This is a genomic window from Williamsia sterculiae (genome assembly GCF_900156495.1).
Taxonomy (GTDB): domain Bacteria; phylum Actinomycetota; class Actinomycetes; order Mycobacteriales; family Mycobacteriaceae; genus Williamsia_B; species Williamsia_B sterculiae.
Genome location: NZ_FTNT01000007.1, coordinates 110,779 through 135,977 on the forward strand (window position 1 = coordinate 110,779; position 25,199 = coordinate 135,977).

Below are 25,199 nucleotides of genomic sequence, written 5' to 3' on the forward strand. Positions count from 1 at the left end.
CTGAGTGCCGCGGATATTCCCGACGGGTACGCAGATGGTGCGGCCACGGCCGACGGCACCGAGCCCGGTCGGTACATTCGGACGCGATGAGCATCGCGTCGACTCCCGTGTGCGACGAGTCCGGACTCGTGGTGCCGGTCTCGCGATCGTCGGTGCCGCTCGGCCTCTACATTCACGTCCCGTTCTGCGCGACGCGCTGTGGTTACTGCGACTTCAACACCTATACCGCCGGTGAGGCGGCCGGTTCACCGGAGCAATGGGCGACGGCGGTGGACACCGAGCTCGCCTTCGCCGCGGAGTCGCTGACGCCCACGCGACCGGTGTCGACCGTGTTCGTCGGGGGTGGTACCCCGTCGATGCTGGGGGGTGGGGGTCTGGCCCGGCTGCTGGACACGGTGCGACGCCACTTCGCACTGGCCGACGACGCCGAGATCACCACCGAGTCGAACCCGGAGTCCACCGGTCCGGCGTTCTTCGACACCATTCGTGCCGCCGGGTACACCCGGGTGTCCCTGGGTATGCAGTCGGCGGCGGCGCATGTGTTGGCGGTGCTGGACCGCACCCACACCCCTGGGCGCCCGGCGGCCGCGGTCGCGGAGGCGAAGGCGGCGGGCCTCCGACATGTCAATCTCGACCTGATCTACGGGACCCCCGGCGAACGAGACGTCGATCTGGCCGCGTCCCTGGAAGCGGTGGTGCAGGCCGGCGTGGACCATGTCTCCGCCTACGCGCTGATCGTCGAGGACGGGACCGCGTTGGCGCGGCGGGTGCGGAGAGGGGAGATGCCCGCGCCCGACGACGACGTGCTGGCCACCCGCTACGAGATGGTCGACGAGTGGCTCACGCGCGCGGGAATGAGTTGGTACGAGGTGTCGAACTGGGCGGTCGCGAACGATCCGACGGCGCAGTGTCGACACAACCTCGGGTACTGGTCGGACGCCGACTGGTGGGGGATCGGTCCGGGTGCACACTCGCACGTCGCCGGGGTCCGCTGGTGGAACCGCAAGCTCCCCGCGGCTTATGCGCGCGACCTGGCCGCAGGGGTCCTGCCGGTGGCAGGCCACGAGGTGTTGACCGCAGAGGAACGGCACACCGAACGGGTGATGCTGGGTGTGCGGCATCGCACCGGGCTGCCGTTGGACGAGCTGGACGCCGCCGAGCGCCGTCGCGCCGACGAGGTGGTGGCCGACGGCCTCAGCGAGCTGTGTGGTGGCCGGATGGTGCTGACCAACCGGGGTCGACTACTGGCCGACGGGGTGACGCGTCGGCTGCTGGTGGGGTGACCCCGGCCGCGGAGGCGGCACCACCGCTCACGGGACCCCCGGTCAGCTCCGAAGGACGTGGAATCCCGGGGGTGGCCAGATGGTCCCGGTCCGGTCGGCGATGCGTGGCGCCGTCGACCGCGGCCGTGTCGGATCCGCCGGCGGTGACGTCCGCACCGAACTGGTCGAGGTCGAGCAGCCGTGCGTGGATGATGTGCCGGTTCCGCAGTGCCGATCGCACCGCGCGGTGCAGTCCGTCCTCGAGATAGATGTCACCGCGCCAGCGGACCGCATGGGCGAACAGATCGCCGTAGAATGTGCTGTCCTCCGACAACAGCTTGTCCAGTGCGAGGACGGTGGTCACGGTGACCAACTGGTCCAGCCGCAGTTGTCGGGGCGGGATCTTCGCCCAGTCGCGGTAGCTCATCCCGTGCTCGGGGTACGGCTTACCGTCCTTGACGCCCTTGAATATCACTCGTCACCGCAGATCATGACGACACCGCAGCTCGCCGTGGCCATCCGGATCACCCGCACACGCCCTCCCCGTCGGCCCGTGTTCTGCTGAACTGCCAGCAGCCTAGCGGGGTCGGGGCGGGGTGACCATCATCGCGACGGTCACGGATTGCCACATCCACCTGACGCCCACACCCTTCCCGACGCCGTGACAGGGCCCGCACGACGGGAGATGGCCCGGTGCGACCGGGTGCATCGGTAAAATGGTCGTTCGGGGCCGCGGCTGGGAGTCGACGGTCGGCTGCCGACGACGAGGAGGTGTTCGTGTCCACCACCGAGGATCGACGGTTCGAGGTGCTCCGCGCGATCGTCACCGATTACGTCTCCACGCAGGAGCCGATCGGGTCGAAGGCGCTGGTCGAGCGGCACCGTCTACAGGTGTCCAGTGCGACTGTCCGCAACGACATGGCCGTCCTCGAGGCCGAGGGTTACATCACCCAGCCACACACCAGTTCCGGCCGGATTCCCACCGACAAGGGCTATCGACTGTTCGTCGACCGCATCAGCGAGGTCCAGCCGCTGTCCAAGGTGGAACGCAGGGCCATCCTGTCCTTCCTGGACTCCGGAGTGGACCTCGACGATGTGCTGCGCCGATCGGTCCGGTTGCTGGCCCAGCTGACCCGGCAGGTCGCCATCGTGCAGTACCCGGTGCTGTCGTCGGCGAGCGTCCGTCATCTCGAGGTGGTGCAGCTGACGCCGACCCGGTTGCTGCTGGTGGTGATCACCGACACCGGGCGGGTGGAGCAGCGGATGGCCGACCTGTCGGCCGACCTCACCGACGACGAGGTGGCACGACTGCGGGACATGTTCTCCTCGGCGCTGCACGGGCGCAGGCTCGAGGTGGCGTCGCATGAGGTCGCCGCGCTCGCCGCGGACGCCCCCGCCGATCTCCGGCAACCGGTGGTGCAGGTGGCCACCGTGTTGGTGGAGACCTTGCTCGAACGGACCGACGACCGGTTGGTGCTCGGCGGCACGTCGAACCTGGCCCGGTCGGCAGCGGATTTCGGCACCATCTCCGGCTCGATGGACTCGGTCCTCGATGCTCTCGAAGAGCAGGTGGTGGTGCTGAAACTGTTGGCCGCGACACAGTTGCCGGGCACCGTGACGGTGCAGATCGGCGAGGAGACCCAGACCGAGAACCTGCGTGGGGCGTCGGTGGTCTCCACGGGGTACGGTGCGTCGGGCACGGTGTTCGGCAGCCTCGGCGTGCTGGGACCCACCCGGATGGACTATCCGGGAACCATTGCGTCGGTGGCGGCCGTTGCCAGGTATGTGGGCGAGGTTCTCGCCGACCGGTGACGGGCGCACCACCAGCGGCGCCCACCCCACACTCGAGTCGTTCGATCGATAAGGAATCACCCAGCAGTGGCACGTGACTACTACGGGACCCTCAGCGTGCAGCCGGGGGCCACGGATCAGGAACTCAGGCGCGCGTACCGCAAGCTGGCGCGCGAATTGCACCCCGACGTCAACCCCGACGCCGCGGCGCAGGAGCGTTTCCAAGAGGTCACCATCGCCTACGAGGTGTTGACCGACCCGGAGAAGCGCCGGATCGTCGACGCCGGCGGTGACCCCATGGCCAGCCCCGGTGCCGGCGGCTTCGGCGGGTTCGGCCAGGCCGGTTTCTCCGGTGGGCTCGGCGACGTGTTCGAGGCGTTCTTCGGCAACGCGGGCGGTGGTGGTCGTGGACCCCGCGGTCGGGTACAGCACGGGTCGGACGCCCTGTACCGGATGCGGCTGACCCTCGATGAGTGTGCGGCCGGGGTCAGTCGGGAGATCGACGTGGACACCGCGGTGCTCTGTGATGTCTGCAACGGTTCGGGCACCAACGGCGACAGTCGGCCGGAGACCTGCCCGACGTGTTCCGGTGCGGGTGAGATCCAGTCCGTGCAGCGGTCGTTCCTCGGTCAGGTCATGACGTCCCGGCCGTGTCCGACCTGTGGCGGCACCGGTGAGGTGATCCCCGACCCCTGCCACAAGTGCGCAGGCGACGGCCGGGTACGCGCCCGCCGGAGCCTGACCGTGAAGATCCCGCCCGGTGTCGGCGACGGCATGCGGGTGCGGTTGGCCGGTCAGGGTGAGGTCGGCCCCGGTGGCGGACCCGCAGGCGACCTGTACGTCGAGGTGACCGAGCAGCAGGACGACGTGTTCATCCGCGACGGCGATGATCTGCACTGCACGGTGCGCGTGCCGATGGTCGACGCGGCCCTCGGCACCTCGCTGACCGTGGACACCATCCTCGGCGGCTCGTCCGACGTGGTCGTCGAACCCGGCACCCAGCCCGGTGCGGTGGTCCGGCTCAAGGGTCAGGGCATGCCGCATCTGCACACCGGTGTCCGCGGTGCGCTGCACGTCCATCTCGAGGTCGTGGTGCCCTCGCATCTCGACCACAAGCAGACCGATCTACTCACCCGGTACCGCGACAGCACGCCCGACGACGTCGCCGAGGTGGTGCACGCGTCGAGTCCGGCCGCCGGCGGGGGGCTGTTCTCCCGGTTGCGTAGCGCGTTCGCCGGACGCTGATCCGGCGACGTCACCCGATGAGCCCACCGCTGTTCTGGGTCGACGAGGTGCCGTGGGGCGGCGACGTCACCGTCAGCGGTTCCGAGGGCCGACACGCGGTGACCGTGACCCGGATCTGCGCGGGGGAGACCGTGCTGATCGCCGACGGCCGCGGTGCGGTCGCCCGAGCCGAGGTACTCGGCACCCACGGCAAGGACCACCTCGAGTTGCGCGTCCGTGCCCGGTCGTCGGTGCCGGGCGCGCAGCCTCCGGTGACCGTGGTCCAGGCGCTGCCCAAGTCGGAACGATCCGAACTCGCCGTCGAGCTGGCCACCGAGGCCGGCGCCGACCGCATCATCGCCTGGCAGAGCGCGCGCTGTGTGTCCCGCTGGCACGGGGATCGCGCGCACAAGGGCCTGGCCAAGTGGCGGTCCGCGGCGGCCGCTGCCGCCAAACAGAGCCGCCGCGCGCGGATCCCGGAGATCGACGGGGTGTACACGACCATCGACGTCCGCGCCCTGGTCGCCGATGCGGTGGGTCGAGGCGGAGTGGTCGCGGTGTTGCACGAGGACGCCGATGCCCCGTTCGGCGTGGTGTCGTGGGCCACCGCGACCGAGATCGTCGTGGTCGTCGGACCCGAGGGTGGTCTCGCCGACGACGAGGTCGCCGATCTGCGTGCGGTCGGGGCCACCCCGGTGCTGCTCGGACCGCAGGTGGTGCGGACCTCCACCGCGGCCGCGTTGGCGCTCGCCGCCGTCGGGGTGCTCACCGACCGCTGGTCCACACCAGGGGCGCTCGATGACGTCTGAGGACGTCGGCCTGGGAGCGGTGTGCGGCGACTGACGATCCGCTACGGCGACGCCCCGTCGCAATACGGACACCTGTACCTGCCCGACCATCCGTCGACCGGTTCCGTTCCGTTGGTGGTGCTGGTGCACGGCGGTTACTGGACCACCGAGTTCGGCCTCATCATCGAGACCGCCATCGCCCGCGACCTCGCCGGCCGCGGGGCCGTGGTCTGGAACGTCGAGTACCGCAGGGTGGGGGAACCCGGTGGCGGGTGGCCACGGACCGGGTTGGACGTGGTGGCGGCGCTGCGCGCCCTCGACGGCCCGGTCCGCGCCGCCTTGTCCGCCGAGCTCGCGGGCGTGATCGCATGGGATCGGATCGATGTGGTCGGACACTCCGCGGGCGGGCAGCTCGCGCTGTGGGCGGTCTCCCGGCTCGCGGCCGACGATGCGCGGTCGCAGTTCACCGTCGCCACGGTGGTCGCCCAGTCCGCGGCACTCGACCTCGAGGCCGCGGGTGTGGCCGGTCGGCCCAGTGTGCGCGCCCTGCTGGGTGTCAACGTCCACACCGCGCCCCAGCGGTACCGGGACGCCTCACCCGTGTGTCTACCGGTGCTCGCAGCGCACGTGGTGGTGCTGCACGGTGCTCTCGACACATCGATTCCGCCGTCGGTGAGTCGGGACTACGTCGACCGGGTCGGCGCACGCGGCCAGTCGGTGGAGTACGTGGAGGTCCCAGGCGAGGGCCACGACGCGTTCGTGACACCGGACAGCCTGGCGCACCGCGCGACGGTCCGGGCGCTGGGTCTGTAGGTGCGTCGCCCGCGCCGAACCGTCACCGATCCGGGGGGAACAGGAGAGGGCATCAAATCGGTTGAGTGACGGTAGACTGAGAAGCATTCTGGTGATCGATACCGGTCTCACCAGCGAGGACCGCCGATCGACCAGCACACCGACAGAACCGAGGAGCAGCCACCTACGTGACTGATGACGACACGACCACCGGGCCCAACCAGGTTCGTTCCAACCAGGTCAGCTCCAGTGTGGAGGTCGCACCACAGGTCGTGTTCGGGCTGCTCGGTGCCGGTGATCGGAACCTGCGAGAACTCGAGGAACAACTCGCCGCCGACATCCACGTGCGCGGCAACCTGGTCACCCTGAGCGGCACCCCCGCCGACGTGGCAACCGCCGAACGCGTGCTCGCCGAATTGGTGTCGGTGGTCGGCAAGGGCACCACGTTGACACCCGAGCTGGTCCGCAACAGCGTCTCGATGCTGACCAACGGGTCGGGTGCATCGCCCGCGGAGGTGCTCAGCCTCGACATCCTGTCCCGGCGGGGCAAGACCATCCGACCCAAGACGCTGAACCAGAAGCGCTACGTCGACGCCATCGACGAGAACACCATCGTCTTCGGAATGGGTCCTGCGGGTACCGGCAAGACCTACCTGGCGATGGCCAAGGCCGTGCAGGCGTTGCAGAACAAGGCGGTCAACCGGATCATCCTCACCCGGCCGGCGGTCGAGGCGGGGGAGAACCTGGGCTTCCTGCCCGGCACCCTGCACGAGAAGATCGACCCGTATCTGCGGCCGTTGCACGATGCGCTGCACGACATGATGGACCCCGAGGCGATCCCCAAGCTGATGGCCGCCGGGGTGATCGAGGTGGCACCGCTGGCCTACATGCGCGGCCGCACCCTCAACGACGCGTTCATCATCCTCGACGAGGCGCAGAACACCACCGGTGAACAGATGAAGATGTTCCTCACCCGGCTCGGTTTCAACTCCCAGATCGTGGTCACCGGCGACGTCACCCAGGTGGATCTTCCGGGCGGGGCCGAGAGCGGTCTACGCGCCGCGGCCCGCATCCTCGACGGCATCGACGACATCCACTTCTCCGAGTTGACCAGCGCCGACGTCGTCCGCCATCGGCTGGTCGCCGACATCGTCGATGCCTACGGTCGATCGGAAGAGGCGAGCCGCTTCGCCCAGGGGAACAACCGCGCGGGCCGGCGAGCCGCCGGTCGACGCTCATGAGCATCGAGGTCTCCAACGAGTCCGGCGTCGATGTGCCGGAGGAACTCCTGGTCGATGTGGCGACCTTCGCGCTCGGCCGGATGGACGTCCACCCGGCGGCCGAGTTGTCGATGGTCCTCGTCGACTCCGAGACGATGGCCGAGTTGCATCTGCAGTGGATGGATCTCCCGGGTCCCACCGATGTGATGAGTTTCCCGATGGACGAGCTGACCCCGGGCGGACGTCCGGACAGTCCGGAACCGGGGCCGGCCATGCTCGGTGACATCGTGCTGTGTCCCGAGTTCGCGGCCACCCAGGCCGCCGCGGCGCATCACTCCACCGACCACGAGCTGGCGGTGCTCACCGTGCACGGTGTGTTGCACCTGCTCGGATACGACCACGCCGAACCCGACGAGGAGAAGGAGATGTTCGGCATCCAGGGCCGGGTCCTCGACGAGTGGTATTCCGACCGGCGTCGCCGCGCTCGGGATCGCCGACTCGCGGCCCGCGACGACCGACTGCTCGGTAACACCGGTTTCGTGACCGACGACGCGGCCGCGGTCCGCCTCGACGCGGGCAACCGCACCCACGACGAGCACGGCGGTGCCTGACACGCTGCTGATCGCGGCCATCATCCTGGTCCCGATCGGCGGACTCTTCGCAGCCCTCGACTCGGCCCTGCTGACCGTATCCGTCGCACGCGTCGACGAACTCGTCAAGGAAGGGCGGCCCGGGGCCGCCCGTCTGCGCACCATCGTGCCGCAGCGCGGCACCTATGTGGGCCTCACAGTGCTGCTGCGCATCCTCTGCGAGATCGGTGCGACGGCCCTGCTGGCCACCTACACCGTGCGTGCGGTGGGTGTTGCCGGCGGGTTGACCATCGCTGTCGTCGCCATGGTCCTGGCCAGCTACCTCATCATCGGAGTCGGGCCGCGCACGCTGGGACGACAGCACGCCTACGCCATCGCCATCCCCGGTGCGGTGCTGTTGCGAGTCGTCGGGGTGCTGTTGGCCCCCCTGACCCGGCTGCTCATCCTCGTCGGTAACGCGCTGACGCCCGGCAAGGGGTACCGCAACGGCCCGTTCGCCACCGAGGTGGAGTTGCGCGAGCTGGTCGACATGGCCGAGGCACGCGGCGTGGTGGACGCGGGCGAACGGCGGATGATCCAGTCGGTGTTCGACCTCGGGGACACCATCGCCCGCGAGGTGATGGTGCCCCGACCGGAGATGGTGTGGATCGAATCGGACAAGACCGCCGCGCAGGCCGTGAGCCTGGCGGTGCGGTCGGGACACTCCCGTATCCCGGTCATCGGCGAGAACCCCGACGACGTGCTGGGCGTGGTGTATCTCAAGGATCTGGTGGAACAGACCCTGCCGCCGCGACGGCCCGGATCGGTGTCGGTGTCGGATCTGATGCGTCCCGCCGAATTCATCCCCGACTCCAAGTCGCTGGACCGGGTGTTGGCCGACATGCAGCGTATGCGCAACCACATGGCGCTGCTGGTCGACGAATACGGCGGTATCGCCGGTCTGGTCACCATCGAGGACGCGCTCGAGGAGATCGTCGGCGAGATCAACGACGAGTACGACACCGACGAACCCGCCCCCATCGACGACCTCGGTGACGGACGCTACCGGGTGTCGTCACGGTTACCGATCACGGATCTGGGGGAGCTGTTCGACCGTGACATCGACGCCGACGAGGTGGAAACCGTGGGTGGTCTGCTGGGGCTGGAGCTCGGCCGGGTGCCGCTTCCGGGGGCAAGCGTGCGCAGCAACGGGTTGGAACTGGTCGCCGAGGGCGGACCCAATCGGCGGGGTCGGGTCCGCATCACCTCGGTGGTGGTGACCCGCGACGACCCGGACGAGTCGGACCCCCACGATTCCGGCTCCCGCGACGAGTCGTCCCGGTCCCACGACCGGGAGTCCGACGAGCCGGGTTCGGGCACGCGGGTGCGCGATGATGGCGATGCCCCAGATGACGATGCCGCAGACCGTCGGTCGCGGCGCGACAGCGAGGAGGTCCGGTGACCGACGCCGAGCTCGATCCCCCCGAACTCGATCCTGAGGACAGCAAACTGCTCGTCCTGGCCCGCGGTGCGATGGGTCGTGCCGAGGCGGGTAGTGGCGCCGCGGTGCGCGACACCGACGGCCGCACCTACGCCGCTGCCCCGGTGTGGCTGCGGACGTTGTCGCTGACCGCGCTGCAGGCCGCGGTTGCCGCAGCCGTGTCGTCGGGGGCGACCCGGCTCGAGGCCGGCGTGGTGGTCGGCGCCGACGGCGATCAGCGGGGCGAGGACCAGGACGTCGGGGTGCTGTGGGAGCTACAGGCCGGGTACGCGATACTGGCCGATCGCCGGGGCCGGGTGCAGCAACGTGTCGATACGCCGGAAGGCGGTGACCGGTGACCGAACCGACCCCCGCCCCGATGGTGGTCCAGGCCGGCGATCACACCGGATCTGGCGAGGCCACCTTCCGCTCCGGTTTCGTGTGTTTCGTCGGCCGCCCCAACACCGGTAAGTCGACGCTGACCAATGCCCTGGTCGGTGAGAAGATCGCGATCACCTCGAATCGGCCGCAGACCACCCGGCACACCATCCGCGGGATCGTCAACCGGTCGGATGCGCAGCTGATCCTGGTGGACACCCCCGGACTGCACCGCCCGCGCACCCTGCTCGGCAAACGACTCAACGACCTCGTCCGCGACACCTACTCCGAGGTCGACGTGATCTGCGTGTGCGTGCCCGCCGACGAGGCGATCGGTCCGGGAGACCGGTGGATCGTGAGTCAGGTCCGGGCGATGGCGCCCACGACCACCGTGGTGGGCGTGGTCACCAAGATCGACCGCGTCACCCCCGATCGGGTCGCGGCGCAGCTGCTCGCCCTGTCCGAACTGCTCGGTGCCTCCTCGGAGGTGGTCCCGGTGTCGGCGAAGTCGGGCCGACAGCTCGACGTGTTGGTCGACGTCCTGGTGTCCTTGATGGAGCCGGGACCGGCCTTCTACCCCGACGGCGAGCTCACCGACGAACCCGAGACCGTGTTGATGGCCGAGTTCATCCGCGAGGCGGCGTTGGAAGGGGTGCACGACGAACTCCCGCACTCACTGGCCGTGGTGATCGAGGAGATCATCCCGCGGGAAGATCGCGGTGACGAGGAACCGCCGATGGTCGATGTCCACGCCGTCCTCTACGTCGAACGCGACAGCCAGAAGGGCATCATCATCGGCCGCAAAGGTGCTCGGCTCAAAGAGGTGGGCACCACCGCGCGCGCACAGATCGAACGACTGCTCGGGTCGCGGGTCTACCTCGACCTGCACGTCAAGGTGGCCAAGGACTGGCAGCGCGATCCCAAACAACTCGGACGGCTGGGGTTCTGATGGGACAGCACGAGAAGTCCGACGACGAGAAGCACGACGGGGTCGCGGCCCCCGATCCCGCGATCCGACCCGACGGTTCCGATCCCCGTTCCTCGGGGGTGATGATGGATTCGGTGATGGCGCTGTTGCGCAGTCCACGATTCTGGTTGTTGCCCATCGCGGCCGTGGTGGGGGTGATGTCGCTGCTCGCGGTGTCCTACCTGGGAGCCATCGTCAACCCGCAACGCAACCTGCACGACTTCCACATCGCCCTGGTGAACGAGGACACGGGTGCGGTCACGGGTTCGGCGCAGCAGCCCACCCGGCAGGTGTTCGGCAAACAAGTCGTCGACGGCATGCTCGAAGGGGTCAAGGGCACCGGCATCGTGCTCGATCCCGTCGACCGGTCCACCGCCTATGACCGGCTGAACTCGGCGCAGGCCTTCGCCATGGTCATCATCCCGCCACAGTTCTCTCAGCACCTCATCGACGTGGCCGGTTCGAGTGTGGCGCTCACCAAACCCGCGGCACCCACGATCGAGGTCTACTCCGACCGGCGGTCCGGGGCGTTCGCGTCGGCGGTCACCAACCAGTTCGCCGATCGGTTGCGCACCCAGGTGAACGAGAAGGTCGGTGGTCAGCTCACCGACCAGGTCCGCACCCGCCTCGAACAGAACAAGGTGGCGTTCACGGGGGCCATCCAGGTCGCGCTGGCCGCGCCGGTCGTCTTCGAGGTACAGGAGGCCTCGCCACTGCCCGACGGGGCAGCAGGCGGATTGTCGGCGTTCTACTTCACCCTCCTGTTGATCCTGGCCGGTTTCACCGGGGCGATGGTGGTGCACAGCATGGTCGACAGCGCCTCGGGGTTCACGCCCTACGAGGCGGGACCCATCTATCGGCAACGGTTCCGGCACCCGATCTCCCGATTCGGCACGGTGGTGACCAAGTGGTGGATCATGTTCCTGGTCGCGATCATCCAGTCGTCGCTCTACCTGCTGATCGCGTGGGCGGTGGGGATGTACATGCCCAACGCGTTCGAGCTCTGGATGTTCTCCGTCCTGGCCATCACCGCGGTCGGGATCACCGCGGTGGCCGTGGTCGGGGTGTTCGGACCACCGGGTCTGATCGTGAACCTGATCTTCTTCGTGATACTCGGACTGCCGTCGTCCGGCGGTGCGCTGCCGTTGGAGGCCAGCCCGAGGATCTTCGGCGTGTTGGCGCATGTCCTACCGATGCACCAGGTCTACCTCGGTGTCCGGTCCATCACCTACTTCGACGGCAGCTTCACGGCCGGACTCGGCTCGGCGATCCTGATGTGCGTCATCGGGTTGGTTCTCGGGTTGGTTCTCGGGTTGGTGACCAAGGTGTACGACGCCCGCGGTCTGCGGCGCGAGCATGTCACGGCATCCGCTCCGAACGCCGCGTAGGAGTTCGTCGGGCGGCTGACCCGGGAACCGCATGTCGCGGGCCCCGTCGTCGTCGACGGTGGGACACTGGTCGTTCGACCATCAGGTGGGCAGGAGTACGCGCGGTGCGGATGTATCGGGATCAGGCTGTGGTGGTGCGCCAGCACAAGCTCGGTGAGGCCGATCGCATCGTCACCCTGCTCACCGCCGAACACGGGCTGGTGCGCGCCGTCGCCAAGGGGGTGCGCCGCACCCGGTCCAAGTTCGGTGCCCGACTCGAACCGTTCGCCCACATCGACGTGTACCTGTACCCCGGCCGCAACCTCGACGTGGTCACCCAGGTGCACAGCATCGACGCCTTCGCCGGTGACATCGTCGCCGACTACGGCCGGTACACCACCGCCTGCGCGATCCTGGAGACGGCGGAACGCCTCGCCGGTGAGGAGCGGGCGCCTGCTCGGCGGCTCCATCGGCTGACCGTGGGCGCGCTGCGCGCCGTCGCCGAGGGGAACCGACCCCGGGAACTGGTACTCAACGCTTTCCTGTTGCGGGCGATGGATTTCGCCGGTTGGATGCCGGCCCTCGACGACTGTGCGCGGTGCGGTCAGGTGGGCCCGCACCGCGCGTTCCACGTCGCCGCGGGCGGGGCGGTGTGTGTCCACTGCCGCCCGCCCGGTTCGGCAACACCGGCACCCGGCGTGCTGGACCTGATGGACGCGTTGTACCGGGGTCAATGGGAGTACACCGTCGACATCACCCCGACCATGCGCAAGCAGGCGGCAGGACTCACGGCGGCACACCTGCAATGGCATCTGGAACGACAGTTGCGGACCCTTCCGCTCGTCGAGCGCGACGCACCGCACCGCGTCGTCTCGTGACGAGACGGGATCGCGAGGGTGGTCTTTCGACGATGTGCACCGACCCGATCGGTGCGGGTTAGGTTGGAGGTGGTCGGCGCGGCACGCGCCGACGAGCCGTCGAGTCCACCCGGGAGGATGAGTGATCGTGCGACGCCGCGCCCACGTCGGTGAGGGGGTGCCGGAGCCGCGGGTCGTCCGGCCGCCGGATCCACACCCGTCCGGTGCGCGACCGCCGATGCTGCAGCCCGAGCTGATCCCACGCCATGTGGCGTTGGTGATGGACGGCAACGGCCGTTGGGCCACCGAGCGCGGACTGCCCCGTACGGAGGGTCACAAGCGCGGTGAGGCGGTGTTGATGGACACCGTCTGCGGCTGTATCGAACTCGGTGTCTCCGCGCTCTCAGCCTATGCTTTCTCCACCGAGAACTGGTCGCGCAGTCCCGAGGAGGTCCGCTTCCTGATGGGTTTCAACCGTGATGTCATCCGTCGCCGGCGCGACGAGCTGCACGAGATGGGTGTCCGGGTGCGCTGGGCCGGTCGTCGACAGCGTCTGTGGCGCAGCGTCATCCGGGAGTTGGAGATCGCCGAGGAGCTGACCGGGAACAACACCACGCTGACCCTGACCATGTGCGTGAACTACGGCGGCAGAGCCGAGATCGCCGATGCCGCACGGGCCATCGCCCGTCGGGTCGCCGCCGGTGAACTTAATCCGGAGAAGGTGACCGAGCAGATGTTCGCCCGTCATCTCGACGAGCCGGACCTGCCCGACGTGGATCTGTTCCTCCGGCCGTCGGGCGAGCAGCGGCTGTCGAATTTCCTGCTCTGGCAGTCGGCCTATGCGGAGATGGTCTACCAAGAGAAGCTGTTCCCCGACTTCGACCGTCGCGACCTGTGGGCGGCCTGTGTGGAGTACGCGTCGCGCGATCGCCGCTTCGGCGGCGTCACCTACCCCGAGGAGGTGCCGGGTGTCTGAACCGGAGGACGCGGCGACCGCGTTGATCAACCGGGCCGCCGACCTGCTGACCGACGTCGCGGAGGTGACCCGCGCCGCCGACGGATCGTTGACGCTGACCTACGACGGTACCCGCGCCGCGGTACGTGCGGTCACCCTCGCTCCCGGTCTCGACGTGGTCTCGCTGACGCAGGTGCTGGCCTGGGATCTTCCCAACACCGACGAACTGCGCGCCGACATCGAACGTCTCGCCGGTGGCCTGAGTTTCGGTAGCGTCAAACGCACGACGGCGACCGATGTCACCACGGACGTGTTGCAGCATTACAGTTTTCCGGCCGGTGGTCTCGACGACATCCCGCTGTTGACGGTGCTCCACATGGTGCTGGCGTCGGGGTCGGAGATGGCCCGAGGGCTCACCGCCTGAGGCGATGGCGGAGTCGGACGCGTTCCCGCGACAGTCGTCGACTCCCGCTACGTATGCGTTACGTCCGGCAGCGCAGAACCATCGCGGTGATCGATCACACGCAGGCCGGGCATCGACCGAACACCTCGACGGTGTGGGTGACCTCGCTGAAGCCGAAGTCCTTGGCCACCTTGCCCGCCCATCGCTCCACCGGGTCGGCCTGCACCTCCACCGTGGCGCCGCAGAACCGGCAGACCAGGTGGTGATGGTGCCCGGTGGAGCAGTGGCGGTACTGCGACTCGCCGTTGTCGTTGCGTAAGACGTCCACCTGATCGGCGTCGGCCAACGCCTGCAGGTTCCGGTACACGGTGGTCAGACCGATGGAGTAGCCGGAGGTCCGCAGTTGCTCATGGATCTGCTGTGCGGATCGGAACTCGTCGCAGGCGGCGAGGGCCTCGGCGATCGCCAGCCGCTGTCGGGTGGAGCGGATCGCGGTGGCGGGTTGCAGGTCGCCCGACGACGCCCCGCTCACGCGACCTCACCACTCGTCGAGACCTGACCGCCATGCGGCCGCTCGCGTTCCGCCGCCGTCCCGGTCTGTTCATTGCTGTGCACGATGGCATCGGTGACGATGTGGGCGAGGTGGTCGTCGACCAGTCGGTAGAGGATCTCCCTGCCGTTGCGCCGACCCTCCACCACGCCCGCCGACTTCAGCACCCGCAGGTGTTGGCTGATCAGCGGCTGCGGCAGCCCCAGGGTGCCGACCAGCTCGTGGACGCATTGCGCGCGCTCCTGCAGTTCGACGACGATCGCGATCCTCACCGGCGCGGCGAGGGCGCGCAACAGTTCCCCCGCGGCCCCGTACCGTGCACCCGGATCGACGTCGGCGGGGGGTGTGACCGCGCCCGTTTCGGTGCTCGACCGTCGGCTCACATGCGACTGCTGGGTCACGGCTCTCCTCCGTTCGCGGCCCACGAGATCACCGATCGCCGGGATCTCGAACACCGATCACACGTCAATTTATCAGGAATCATTTTCATATGCATGAACCGGCATGTCAACCTGTCCACCGCCGGTCGGCGCCGCCACTGCCCCCGTTACGCTGTACGGGTACCTGAAGTGGCCGTCAGAGATCCCCGTATCTCGTGCACAGTTGTCGGAGTGGAAGTTCATCGTGGCCGGTAAGTCCAACCAAGTCGAAGCCGTCGTCAACCTCGCCAAGCGGCGGGGTCTGGTCTTCCCCGCCGGCGAGATCTACGGCGGAACCCGTTCGGCCTGGGACTACGGTCCACTCGGCGTGGAGCTGAAGGAGAACATCAAGCGTCAGTGGTGGCGCAGCATGGTCACCTCTCGCGACGACGTGGTGGGTCTGGACTCCTCGGTGATCCTCCCGCGTCGCGTGTGGGAGGCGTCGGGCCATGTCGAGGTGTTCACCGACCCGCTGGTGGAGTCGCTGCACACGCACAAACGCTATCGCGCCGACCATCTCATCGAGGCCTACGAGGCCAAGCACGGACACCCGCCGGAGAACGGCCTTGCCGACATCAACGACCCCGACACCGGTCAGCCCGGCAACTGGACCGAACCCAAGGCGTTCAGCGGCCTGATGAAGACGTACCTCGGACCGGTCGACGACGACGAGGGCCTGCACTACCTACGTCCGGAGACCGCGCAGGGCATCTTCGTCAACTTCAAGAACGTGATGAACACCGCCCGCAAGAAGCCGCCGTTCGGTATCGCGCAGATCGGCAAGAGCTTCCGCAACGAGATCACCCCGGGCAACTTCATCTTCCGTACCCGGGAGTTCGAGCAGATGGAGATGGAGTTCTTCGTCAAACCGGGCGACGACGAGCAGTGGCATCAGTACTGGATCGATCGACGCTTCGGCTGGTACACCGACCTCGGCATCGATCCCGACAACCTGCGTCTCTACGAGCACGCGCAGGAGAAGCTCTCCCACTACTCCAAGCGCACCGTCGATGTGGAATACAAGTTCGGCTTCTCCGGTAATCCGTGGGGCGAACTCGAGGGTGTGGCCAACCGTACCGACTTCGACCTATCCACCCACGCGAAGCACTCCGGCGAGGATCTGTCCTTCTTCGACCAGGCATCGGGGGAGCGGTACACGCCGTACGTCATCGAGCCGGCGGCCGGCCTGACCCGGTCGGTCATGGCGTTCCTGTGCGATGCGCTCACCGAGGAGGAGGTGCCGAACACCAAGGGTGGTACCGACACCCGCACTGTCCTGCGTCTCGATCGCCGACTTGCCCCGGTCAAGGTCGCGGTGCTGCCGTTGTCGCGCAACGAGCAGCTGTCGCCCAGGGCCAAGGACCTGGCCACCGAGCTGCGCCGCAACTGGAACGTCGACTTCGACGACGCGCAGGGTATCGGCAAACGCTACCGGCGCCAGGACGAAATCGGTACCCCGTTCTGTGTGACCGTGGACTTCGACACCCTCGATGACCATGCGGTCACCGTGCGTGAACGCGACACCATGGATCAGGAGCGGGTGGCCTTGGACAAGGTGACCGAGTACCTCGCGGGCAAGTTGATCGGCTGCTGACCTCGCGCGCGAAGGGCGGTGGCTCGGATCGTCTGAGCAGGGCTGATCTGTCATAGTTGAGGTCCGACGACCAGGTACGCGGGCACGGGGCCCGGTGGATGTTCCGGTCGGTCAGAGAGTGAGATGTGGCTGTGGCTGTGAGTGGAAAAGTCGTCCATTACGACGCGAACCGTGGATTCGGCTTCCTGGCACCGGAATCGGGCGGTGCCGACGTGTTCCTGCACATCAACGACATCGACATCGACGAGTCGCTGTTGCGGCCGGGTGCGCAGGTGGAGTTCGACGTCGAGGAGACCGACCGCGGTGCCAAGGCCGTCAACGTCGAGGTGACCGGTGAGGCGCCGGGCGAGTCGGCTCCGCCGTCCCGCCCCCGCCGCGACTCGCGCGATTCCCACGACCACGGTTCGCGCAAGCCCCAGCGAGGCCACCACGGTGGCGGCCGACCCGTCGAGGGTGCGCTCGACGTGGGGGAGTTCACCGAGGAACTGACCGAGTTGTTGCTGGATTCGTCGGGTGCGCTGACCGCCGATCAGATCATCGCCATCCGTCAACGTGTCACCGACTTCGCCGTCGGTCGCGGGTGGGTGCTTGACCGAGCGTGAGCCGGTGATCGCGACCGCCGCGACGGTGAGCGATTACGACAGCCACGACACCGAGCGACGGATACCGGAGGGCAGCAAGGTCGCGAGCCTTCCGGGTACCCGCAACGAACACCGCACCGAGTTCGCCAGGGACCGCGCTCGGGTTCTGCACTCGGCCGCGTTGCGCCGGCTCGCCGACAAGACGCAGGTGGTGGGGCCGAAACAGGGTGACACCCCCCGGACCCGGCTGACCCATTCGTTGGAGGTGGGTCAGATCGGGCGGGGGATCGCCGTCGGCATCGGATGTGACCCCGACCTCGTGGAGTTGGCCGGTCTCGCCCACGACATCGGCCATCCCCCCTACGGCCACAACGGCGAACGCGCACTCGACGAGGTCGCGTCCGCCCACGGTGGTTTCGAGGGCAACGCCCAGAATCTACGGATCCTCACCCGGTTGGAACCGAAACTGCTCGACTCCGCCGGGGTCAGCGTGGGCCTGAACCTGACCAGGGCTTCGCTCGACGCCACCATCAAGTACCCGTGGGTCCGCGCGGAGCCGGGAACCAAATTCGGTGCATACGAGGATGACTCGCAGGTGCTCGGGTGGATCCGCGACGGTGCGATCGGCACCCGGTGCAGCCTGGAGGCACAGGTCATGGACTGGTCCGACGACGTCGCCTACTCCGTACACGATGTGGAGGACGGGGTGATGGCCGGTCGCATCGATCTGCGATCGCTCGGTGACGACACCGAACAGCGTGAACTCGCCGCCATCGGTGTCCGGGAGTTCGTCGGACTCGACGCCGACGCGTTGACCGAGGCCGCGCGTCGACTCTCGGCGATGGAGATCGTCCGCGACGTGCGCGACTACGACGGCACCCTGACCAGTCTGGTCGCGTTGAAACGACTCACCAGCGAGTTGGTCGGACGATTCGCTTCGGCGGCCATCACCAGCACCCGAGAGGCAGTGGGCAACCGACAGGTGAACCGGTATTCGGCCGAGCTCGCGGTGCCGCCGCTGGTCGCCGCGGAGGTCGCCGTGTTGAAGACGTTGGCGTTGCGGTTCATCTTCTCCGACACCCGCCACAAAGCTCACCAACAGCGTCAGCGCGATCGCATCCACCGGGTCGCCCGCTGGCTGTGGCACGCCGCACCCGGCGGCCTGGATCCGCTGCTGGTCCCGGCCTGGGAGAACGCCGTCGACGAGAGTGCCGCGATGCGGGTCATCGTCGACCAGATCGCCTCGATGACCGAGAGTCGACTCGAGGCCACCGACAAGCAGAACTCGGGCGCCCAGGCCCACCTGGGCTGACGGACGCGATCCGGGCGAAACCGTTCCCACCGGGCGGGCGTCGTCGGATGGGGCGCCTAGACTGGACCCGTGCCAGGCCGAATTCCCGATCGCGACATCGCCGCGATCCGTGAACGCGCGCGCATCGAAGACGTGGTCGGTGACTACGTCGCGTTGCGCCGGGCCGGCGCGGACAGCATGAAAGGACTCTGCCCGTTCCACGACGAGAAGAGCCCGTCGTTCCACGTCCGACCCAACCACGGTCACTTCCACTGCTTCGGGTGCGGCGAGGGCGGTGATGTGTTCACCTTCCTGCAGAAGCAGGAACACGTCAGCTTCGTCGAGGCCGTCGAGCAGCTGGCCGACCGCGTGGGTTACCAGATCAGTTACGAGGGCGGCGGCACCAGCGTGGCTCGCGATCGGGGGACCCGGGCCCGGTTGGTCGCGGCGAACGCCGCGGCGCAGAAGTTCTACGCCGAACAACTCGGCAGGCCCGACGCGCAGGCCGCCCGTACCTACCTGACCGAACGCGACTTCGACGCCACCATCGCGGAGAAGTTCGGATGCGGTTACGCCCCGGCGGGGTGGGACACGATGACCAAGGCGCTGCTGAGCAAAGGCTTCGAGTTCTCCGAACTCGAGGCGGCCGGATTGTCCAAACAGGGGCAGCGCGGACCCATCGACCGCTTCCACCGTCGCCTGCTGTGGCCGATCAGGAACCTCGCCGGTGACGTCATTGGCTTCGGTGCCCGTAAGTTGTTCGACGACGACAAGCTGGGCAAGTACATGAACACGCCCGAGACCATGCTCTACAAGAAGTCTCAGGTGTTGTTCGGACTCGACCACGCGAAGAAGAACATCGCCAAGGGCCATCAGGTGGTGGTGGTGGAGGGGTACACCGACGTGATGGCCATGCATCAGGCAGGCGTCACCACCGCGGTCGCGTCCTGTGGCACGGCGTTCGGTGAGGATCACCTCGCCTTGTTGCGCAGGTTGATGATCGATGACGACTACTTCAAGGGCGAGTTCATCTACACCTTCGACGGGGATGAGGCCGGCCAGGCCGCTGCCCTCAAGGCATTCGAGGGTGATCAGAAGGTGGCCGCCCAGACCTACGTCACGGTCGCACCGGCGGGGATGGACCCGTGCGAGCTACGTCAGGCCAGTGGTGACGCCGCGTTGCGCGAGCTGGTGGCCCGCCGGATACCCCTGTTCGAGTTCGCGATCCAGGCCGAGTTGCGCGGTTTCGACCTCGACGTGGAGGAGCAGCGCGTGGAGGCGTTGCGACGCACGGTGCCGATGATCGCGTCGATGAAGGACACCGCACTGCGCGACCAGTACGCGGTCAAGCTGGCCGACAGGTGGGTGGGCTGGCACGACATCTCGCAGGTGGTCAACCGCGTGCGCGAGGAAGCGGTACGCGGTGGCCGGCAGCGTCGTCCCGCCAGGACCAGTATCTCGAAGTCGCCCGGGCTGCCCGCGCCCAGGGATCCGCGACTGTGGCCTCAGCGTGAGGCGCTCAAGGCCGCGTTGCAGTGTCCCGCCATCGCCGGCAGTGTGTTCGATTCGCTTCCGGTGGAATGTTTCTCGGAACCCGCCTATGCGGCCGTCCAGCGGGCGATCGTGGCCGCTGGTGGCACCGCATCCGGTCTCGGTGGCGGCGAATGGGTGGGTGTGGTCCGCCAGGGGTTGGACGACGAGGTGTTGGCCTCTCTCGTCACCGAGCTGGCAGTGGAACCGATGTCGGTGAGCGACAACATGATCCCGCGTTATATCGGAAGCGTGCTGGCCCGGTTGCAGGAGGTCTGGGTGGGCAGCCAGATCGCCGACATCAAATCACGGTTACGGCGGATGGCGCCCTCGGACGATCCCGAGGCGTACAACGCGTTGTTCGGCGATCTGGTGGCGCTCGAGTCGTACCGACGCAGCCTGCTCGAACAGGCGGTGGCCTCGTCCGAAGCCGGATGAGATCACGGCGCCCTGAGTGCGGTCCGAGCAAGCGGCCCACGCCCGGCGGACAAGGCATACAGTCGTGACAGGGTCGCGAACGCGGCCCGCAACCTGACAGGAGAGGATCGACGATGGCCATCGACGATGACGACATCACCACCTCCAGCAACGCCGGCGGTGAAGGTCCCGCTGACGGTGGTTCGAACCCGGGCGGACACGACGGCGGCGCCGACGGTACCGCCGATGCCGGTGAAGGTCCCGCCGACGGCGGCTCGAATCCGGATGGTCACGACGGCGGTGCCGACGGTTCGGCGGGCGAGGGCCCTGCCGACGGTGGGTCGAACCCGGACGGTCACGACGGCGGCGCCGACGGCACCGCCTGACCGGTTCGGTGTGACGGAATATCGCTCATGCTGAGTCGTTGTGTCGCCCTCTCCGTCGACGAGTTCGCGCGGGATCACTGGGGGCGTTCGCCGTTGCTCAGCACCGCGGATGTGCTACCCCGCGACTTCGTGGATCTGCTCTCGCCCGATGCGGTGGACGAGCTGATCGCGGAGCGCGGGGTGCGCACGCCGTTCATCCGCATGGCCCGCGAGGGGTCCCTGCTCGATCGGTCGTGTTTCACCGGCAGCGCAGGTTTCGGCGCGGAGATGCCCGACCAGGTCGACTCGGCCAAAGTGCTCGCGGAATTCGCCGCGGGTGCCACCATCGTGTTGCAGGGATTGCACCGGTTGTGGCCTCCGGTCATCGATTTCGTCCGCGGTATGGTCGACGATGTCGGCCACCCCGCCCAGACGAACGCCTACATCACCCCACCCAGTAATCGGGGGTTCGACCCCCACTACGACGTACACGATGTGTTCGTGCTGCAGGTGTCGGGTTCCAAACACTGGACGGTGCACTCGCCAGTGCACACCGATCCGCTAGCCGGGCAGCCGTGGACCGACCACCGCGAGGCGATCGCCGCGAGGGTTCGGGATACTCCCGTCATCGACACGGTGCTGAGGCCCGGTGACGCGCTGTATCTGCCGCGTGGCTGGATTCACTCGGCGCAGGCACTCGGTGACACCTCCATACATCTCACGGTAGGGGTGGCGCCGCTCACCCGCTACGACGTGGTGCGCAACCTACTCGACGAACTCGCCGGAACCGATGCGCTGCGAGCATCGCTACCGATGGGCCTGGACTTCACCCGCACCGACGACGTGGTCGCCGAGTCGGACAAGACGCTCAGCATGGTGATCGCGGCGCTGCAGGATGCGCCGCCGGAGCTGGTCGCCGCCGCGTCGGCGGCCCTCGGGACGACATTCACGACGAGAACCCGGCCGATCGCGGTGCGACCGTTGCGGTCTCTCGATCTGTTGACGGGTCTGGCCGTGGACACGCGGCTGCAATTACGGCACGGGCTCATCGCCCGGGTGGCGGGGGCACATCTGCATCTAACCGACCGGACCATCGCTTTCCCTGCGCAGTGCGCAGACGCGATCGCGGCCGTGGTCACCGGTGGTCTGGTGAGCGCCGACTCGTTACCGGGACTCGACAGCGCCGACTCGCTGGTGGTGCTGCGTCGACTGATTCGGGAGGGTGTCGTCGTCGAGGGAACCTCGGACGACGGGTGAGTCGACCGGACTGGATACCGTGCAGCGACGCGGCGGTGCTCCGACATGATCCGATGTACGCGACCGCGTCGGCGGGCATGCGGTGGCTGGTGGTCGAGATGGCTGGTGCGTGGGGGCATTCGGCATTCCTGCAGTCGCCCAGAATCATCGATCCGAGCGTGGGGCGCGCCGTCGTGCGCCGGGCTGAGGCCAACGGTATGCGCATCGTGGCCGTCCGCCGACCCGGGAGGCGCATCGAGCCCGTGCGCTGGCGCTGGGCCATCGCGGACTCACGGCCGGGTGCGGAGGCATTGTTCCGCGGCGAGGTGAGCGGACCCGAGGAACTGCTGGACATCGCGCTCGACGGATCCGACGGTGAGCAGGCGTACGAGCCGCTCATCGCGGTGTGCGCGCACGGAAAACACGATCGGTGTTGCGCCGTCCGCGGACGTGGTGTCACCGCGGCGATCTCGGCGGAGTATCCGGACTGGACCTGGGAGTGCTCTCACCTCGGTGGCGATCGCTTCGCGGCCACTGCGCTCATACTCCCGCACGGACTCTGTTACGGGCGCGTCGATTCCGGTGACCCGGTGTCGGTGGTGCGGTCGTATCTCGAGGGTGAGGTGCAGGAGAGCCTGCTCCGCGGGCGCACCAGTTACCCGCACGTGGTGCAGGCCGCTCAGCACTTCGCACGAGAGGCCACCGGTGACATGCGGATTGACGCACTGGCCCCCGTCGAGGTGGAGCTGCGCGACGGAGCCGCGACGGTCACCCTCACCGGTGACCGGGGCCCGATCGTCGTGGAGCTGGCGGAGCGTCTCTCCGAACCGTTGCTGTCCACGTGTTCGGCTCTCACCGCTGGGCGGGTGCGTGAATTCGTCCTCACGTCACTGGTCGTCGAACCGGAGTCGTGACCGGGACCGGTCGCGCGACAGCGTTCAGGCCGGCCACTTCCCGTAGTCGTCGCGGCGGGTCTCGTCGACGTCGCACTGCACCCCATCGACGGAGACGTACCCGACGTCGTTGCGCTGCAACAGCGCGATCCTCGGGTCGACGTTGGTTCCCGACCAGGCCTGTGTCTGCCACGCATAGGTCGCGACGCCGGCGTCGAGGGCGCGGCTGACGGTCCAGAAACCGCCGTAGACACCGACGGTCGCCACGGAGCCGTGCACGGATGCGGCACCGCGGAGATAGTCGTTGACGGCATTCTGTTGTTCCGGGGTGGTGTCGAAATCCGCCGAGTAGTAGACCACCGGCGCGGACGGGGTGTGAGGGAGCTGGCGCAGTCGCGCGAGAGCGAAGGTCGCGTCGTCGATCCCGGCCTGTCTGCCCTCGAGCATGCGGTCGGCGTACGTCTCGAAGTTGGCGACGATGCCGACTGCGTTGGCCACCAGATCGTTCACCTCGTCGGGCAACAACTGTTTACCCGGCAACGAGGTGCCGCCGTCGGTCAGGTATCGGCAGACGAAGTCGTACCCCGCCGCCCGGATCGCCGCCCCGGAGGGTCGACCGCCGGCGTAGTCGAGACCGCGTGGCATGGAATCCTCTCGTGGGTGGGGGAGGTTCGACGGTGGGGCGGGCGGGGCTTGAACCCGCGACCAATCGATTATGAGTCGACGGCTCTGACCAACTGAGCTACCGCCCCCTGACCTTCACGCGGAAGGCGGATCACAGCGTACCGGACCGGCGAGGTGGGGACGCCGGTCAGCCGTTCAGTGCGGTGACCTTCAGCAGTGACACGTCCGAGGACTCGCAGCCGGTGGCGGAGCTGTAGCGGATGAACAGCGACGCGGTGTCGTTCGGCGGATAGACGCGGAAACCGTCGACCTGATGCGGCCGACAGGTCGCGTCGGGGTAGTTGCGGGCCTGGGCGATCTGCACGGTCGAGGTACCCCGCTCATTCGCCCGCAGGGTGATGGTCTGATCGTTGTCGCCGCTCGTTCGACGGGCGGGTGCGCCGATCTGGGTGCCGTTGCCGTCGCCGACGAAGGAGACGCCGGGGAAGCCATGCAGCGTGCAGGTCCGGCCACTGGTGTTGATGAAGACCAGCTCCACCGATGTGGTGCCCGCCGCGTTGTTCGGCGTCTCCCGGACGCGTCCGGTGAGGTCTCGGGCCGAGCAGCGTTCGCCGTCTCCTCCCGTGGTGGTGATGGTGGCCGTCGTGCCACCGGACGAGTCCTCTGTGCTCGGGTCGGGAGCGGCAGGCCTGGTGGAGGTGACGGTCTCGGTCACCGGGGTCGGAGCCGCGGACGACGAGGATGTGTCCGATCCACACGCCGTCATCAGGCAGGCACCACCAGCGAGAACACCGGATACCGCGATCAGTCGGAGCCGGAGAGGTGAGGTGAACATGGGCTCCACCATGCCAGCGATCGGTGGGCCCGCGGGCAACGCCGCGCGGTCACGCCAGAGAAACCGCAGCACGTCGAATGACCCGAAAACGACAAGCTCCCCCAACTGGACTCGAACCAGTAACCGTCCGATTAACAGTCGGAAGCTCTGCCAATTGAGCTATGGGGGATCGGTCGAGCTCCGGTGTGGCACCGGGGCCGGTGTTCGACTTTAGCGTACCGGGACCGGGCGATGCCAATTCGGTGGGTCGTCGGCGGAGGCGTGCCCATCGTGCAGGCTTCACCGTCCATCAGGCAGGATGGTGGGCCACAGACAGTGACGTCCGTGGACCGAATGGGACCGCGGACACGACACACGGGAGGTGTGCTCCGCATGATTCGACTCGTCACCGCCCTCGGTGTCGGCTACGTGCTCGGCTCCAAGGCCGGGCGGCGTCGGTACGAGCAGATCAACCGGGCGTACCGCGCGGTCAGTCAGTCGCCAGCAACCAAGAAGGCGATCGACGTCGGGCGGCAGAAACTGTCGGAGCGGCTCAGCACCGAGCCGAGGATGACCGAGATCAAGCAGATCGACGACACCACGAGCGTCTACGCGCCGGAGCCGGATCGACGTTAGGCGGCACGCTGCGTTCGCCGGAGTCTTGTGCACACATGTCACGAGCGTCCTCACGCCGTCCCGTTCTCGCTGCTCGCCTGGTCCAGCCGATCTCGACCAATAGATCACCGACAGCGACTTGAGAGACCTGTCCGACCACGGTAGGCGACCAGGACTTTGTCGAACACGTAGGTCTCTTCTCGTCGGACCGGGATGT

At 67.9% G+C, this 25,199-nt stretch carries 27 protein-coding genes and 2 tRNA genes; 22 read left to right on the top strand and 7 right to left on the bottom strand.

The features are described 5' to 3' along the window. The first annotated feature begins 86 nt into the window (after positions 1 to 86). The gene (hemW, locus tag BW971_RS12560) at positions 87 to 1,283 is read left to right on the top strand and encodes a radical SAM family heme chaperone HemW (protein ID WP_076480071.1); all 1,197 of its coding nucleotides are present in this window, start codon (positions 87 to 89) and stop codon (positions 1,281 to 1,283) included. On the opposite strand, the gene BW971_RS21925 is transcribed toward hemW, so the two are convergent. Further along, complete coding sequence (locus BW971_RS21925; RefSeq protein ID WP_076480073.1) at positions 1,195 to 1,737, bottom strand: antitoxin VapB; 543 nt, start codon at positions 1,735 to 1,737, stop codon at positions 1,195 to 1,197. The two genes, hemW and BW971_RS21925, sit on opposite strands and share 89 nt — an antisense overlap. Positions 1,738 to 2,039: 302 nt before the next feature. Between BW971_RS21925 and hrcA the strand changes: the two genes are divergently transcribed. From hrcA to BW971_RS12630, 13 genes are all read left to right on the top strand, one after another. Then, positions 2,040 to 3,074, top strand: coding sequence for a heat-inducible transcriptional repressor HrcA (gene hrcA, locus BW971_RS12570; RefSeq protein ID WP_076480266.1), 1,035 nt, complete (start codon positions 2,040 to 2,042; stop codon positions 3,072 to 3,074). 66 nt (positions 3,075 to 3,140) lie between these two features. Then, positions 3,141 to 4,298 carry a molecular chaperone DnaJ gene (gene dnaJ, locus BW971_RS12575; protein WP_076480075.1) on the top strand — a complete coding sequence of 386 codons (1,158 nt, stop codon included), beginning with the start codon at positions 3,141 to 3,143 and terminating at the stop codon, positions 4,296 to 4,298. A 17-nt stretch (positions 4,299 to 4,315) separates the two neighbouring features. After that, the gene (locus BW971_RS12580) at positions 4,316 to 5,086 is read left to right on the top strand and encodes a 16S rRNA (uracil(1498)-N(3))-methyltransferase (RefSeq protein ID WP_076480077.1); all 771 of its coding nucleotides are present in this window, start codon (positions 4,316 to 4,318) and stop codon (positions 5,084 to 5,086) included. Positions 5,087 to 5,107: 21 nt separating this feature from the next. Further along, on the top strand, positions 5,108 to 5,878 hold the full coding sequence (locus tag BW971_RS12585; protein WP_076480079.1) for an alpha/beta hydrolase family protein: 771 nt from the start codon (positions 5,108 to 5,110) through the stop codon (positions 5,876 to 5,878). Between the two features lie 167 nt (positions 5,879 to 6,045). Next, entirely contained in the window at positions 6,046 to 7,098 is a 1,053-nt protein-coding gene (locus BW971_RS12590) for a PhoH family protein (RefSeq protein ID WP_076480081.1), read from the top strand. Further along, positions 7,095 to 7,688, top strand: a complete 594-nt coding sequence (ybeY, locus tag BW971_RS12595; RefSeq protein ID WP_076480083.1) for an rRNA maturation RNase YbeY — start codon at positions 7,095 to 7,097, stop codon at positions 7,686 to 7,688. Before BW971_RS12590 ends, ybeY begins: the two co-directional genes overlap by 4 nt. After that, complete coding sequence (locus BW971_RS12600; RefSeq protein ID WP_076480085.1) at positions 7,681 to 9,108, top strand: hemolysin family protein; 1,428 nt, start codon at positions 7,681 to 7,683, stop codon at positions 9,106 to 9,108. Before ybeY ends, BW971_RS12600 begins: the two co-directional genes overlap by 8 nt. A 71-nt stretch (positions 9,109 to 9,179) precedes the next feature. Then, positions 9,180 to 9,485, top strand: coding sequence for a hypothetical protein (locus tag BW971_RS12605; protein WP_076480268.1), 306 nt, complete (start codon positions 9,180 to 9,182; stop codon positions 9,483 to 9,485). A 20-nt stretch (positions 9,486 to 9,505) separates the two neighbouring features. Continuing rightward, positions 9,506 to 10,453, top strand: coding sequence for a GTPase Era (gene era / locus BW971_RS12610; RefSeq protein ID WP_076480270.1), 948 nt, complete (start codon positions 9,506 to 9,508; stop codon positions 10,451 to 10,453). Further along, positions 10,453 to 11,859: a YhgE/Pip domain-containing protein gene (locus tag BW971_RS12615; protein WP_076480087.1), complete on the top strand. Its 1,407-nt coding sequence runs from the start codon at positions 10,453 to 10,455 to the stop codon at positions 11,857 to 11,859. Before era ends, BW971_RS12615 begins: the two co-directional genes overlap by 1 nt. A 104-nt stretch (positions 11,860 to 11,963) precedes the next feature. Further along, positions 11,964 to 12,716, top strand: a complete 753-nt coding sequence (recO, locus tag BW971_RS12620) for a DNA repair protein RecO (RefSeq protein WP_076480089.1) — start codon at positions 11,964 to 11,966, stop codon at positions 12,714 to 12,716. 127 nt (positions 12,717 to 12,843) lie between these two features. Beyond that, a complete protein-coding gene (locus BW971_RS12625) occupies positions 12,844 to 13,671 on the top strand; it encodes an isoprenyl transferase (RefSeq protein WP_268811130.1) in 828 nt (275 codons plus the stop codon). Then, complete coding sequence (locus tag BW971_RS12630; RefSeq protein ID WP_076480093.1) at positions 13,664 to 14,074, top strand: hypothetical protein; 411 nt, start codon at positions 13,664 to 13,666, stop codon at positions 14,072 to 14,074. Before BW971_RS12625 ends, BW971_RS12630 begins: the two co-directional genes overlap by 8 nt. Before the next feature lie 94 nt (positions 14,075 to 14,168). Here BW971_RS12630 and BW971_RS12635 read toward each other — a convergent pair whose 3' ends face one another. After that, positions 14,169 to 14,585: a Fur family transcriptional regulator gene (locus BW971_RS12635; RefSeq protein ID WP_076480095.1), complete on the bottom strand. Its 417-nt coding sequence runs from the start codon at positions 14,583 to 14,585 to the stop codon at positions 14,169 to 14,171. After that, complete coding sequence (locus BW971_RS12640; RefSeq protein WP_234974389.1) at positions 14,582 to 15,004, bottom strand: ArsR/SmtB family transcription factor; 423 nt, start codon at positions 15,002 to 15,004, stop codon at positions 14,582 to 14,584. Before BW971_RS12640 ends, BW971_RS12635 begins: the two co-directional genes overlap by 4 nt. Positions 15,005 to 15,227: 223 nt before the next feature. Here BW971_RS12640 and BW971_RS12645 point away from each other — a divergent pair, with 223 nt between their 5' ends. The 7 genes from BW971_RS12645 to BW971_RS12675 all read left to right on the top strand — a co-directional run bounded on the left by BW971_RS12645 (position 15,228) and on the right by BW971_RS12675 (position 22,950). Then, positions 15,228 to 16,616 (top strand): glycine--tRNA ligase, encoded by a 1,389-nt coding sequence (locus BW971_RS12645; RefSeq protein ID WP_076480272.1) that lies wholly within the window; start codon positions 15,228 to 15,230, stop codon positions 16,614 to 16,616. A 131-nt stretch (positions 16,617 to 16,747) separates the two neighbouring features. After that, positions 16,748 to 17,218 carry a cold-shock protein gene (locus tag BW971_RS12650; RefSeq protein WP_076480097.1) on the top strand — a complete coding sequence of 157 codons (471 nt, stop codon included), beginning with the start codon at positions 16,748 to 16,750 and terminating at the stop codon, positions 17,216 to 17,218. 25 nt (positions 17,219 to 17,243) lie between these two features. Then, a complete protein-coding gene (locus BW971_RS12655; protein ID WP_234974396.1) occupies positions 17,244 to 18,509 on the top strand; it encodes a deoxyguanosinetriphosphate triphosphohydrolase in 1,266 nt (421 codons plus the stop codon). A gap of 69 nt (positions 18,510 to 18,578) precedes the next feature. After that, positions 18,579 to 20,456 (top strand): DNA primase, encoded by a 1,878-nt coding sequence (dnaG, locus tag BW971_RS12660; protein WP_076480099.1) that lies wholly within the window; start codon positions 18,579 to 18,581, stop codon positions 20,454 to 20,456. Between the two features lie 113 nt (positions 20,457 to 20,569). After that, complete coding sequence (locus BW971_RS12665) at positions 20,570 to 20,821, top strand: BatC protein (RefSeq protein WP_076480100.1); 252 nt, start codon at positions 20,570 to 20,572, stop codon at positions 20,819 to 20,821. Positions 20,822 to 20,848: 27 nt separating this feature from the next. Then, the gene (locus tag BW971_RS12670) at positions 20,849 to 22,057 is read left to right on the top strand and encodes a cupin domain-containing protein (protein WP_076480102.1); all 1,209 of its coding nucleotides are present in this window, start codon (positions 20,849 to 20,851) and stop codon (positions 22,055 to 22,057) included. Between the two features lie 53 nt (positions 22,058 to 22,110). Continuing rightward, positions 22,111 to 22,950 (top strand): sucrase ferredoxin, encoded by an 840-nt coding sequence (locus tag BW971_RS12675; protein ID WP_076480276.1) that lies wholly within the window; start codon positions 22,111 to 22,113, stop codon positions 22,948 to 22,950. A gap of 24 nt (positions 22,951 to 22,974) precedes the next feature. On the opposite strand, the gene BW971_RS12680 is transcribed toward BW971_RS12675, so the two are convergent. From BW971_RS12680 to BW971_RS12695, 4 genes are all read right to left on the bottom strand, one after another. Next, complete coding sequence (locus BW971_RS12680; protein ID WP_076480103.1) at positions 22,975 to 23,574, bottom strand: glycoside hydrolase domain-containing protein; 600 nt, start codon at positions 23,572 to 23,574, stop codon at positions 22,975 to 22,977. A gap of 33 nt (positions 23,575 to 23,607) precedes the next feature. Continuing rightward, positions 23,608 to 23,681, bottom strand: a tRNA-Ile gene (locus BW971_RS12685). A 59-nt stretch (positions 23,682 to 23,740) separates the two neighbouring features. Beyond that, a complete protein-coding gene (locus tag BW971_RS12690) occupies positions 23,741 to 24,388 on the bottom strand; it encodes a DUF4232 domain-containing protein (RefSeq protein ID WP_076480277.1) in 648 nt (215 codons plus the stop codon). A gap of 96 nt (positions 24,389 to 24,484) precedes the next feature. Continuing rightward, positions 24,485 to 24,557 (bottom strand) — tRNA-Asn (locus BW971_RS12695). A gap of 203 nt (positions 24,558 to 24,760) precedes the next feature. Here BW971_RS12695 and BW971_RS12700 point away from each other — a divergent pair. Then, on the top strand, positions 24,761 to 25,003 hold the full coding sequence (locus BW971_RS12700; protein ID WP_076480105.1) for a hypothetical protein: 243 nt from the start codon (positions 24,761 to 24,763) through the stop codon (positions 25,001 to 25,003). Positions 25,004 to 25,199 lie beyond the last annotated feature (196 nt).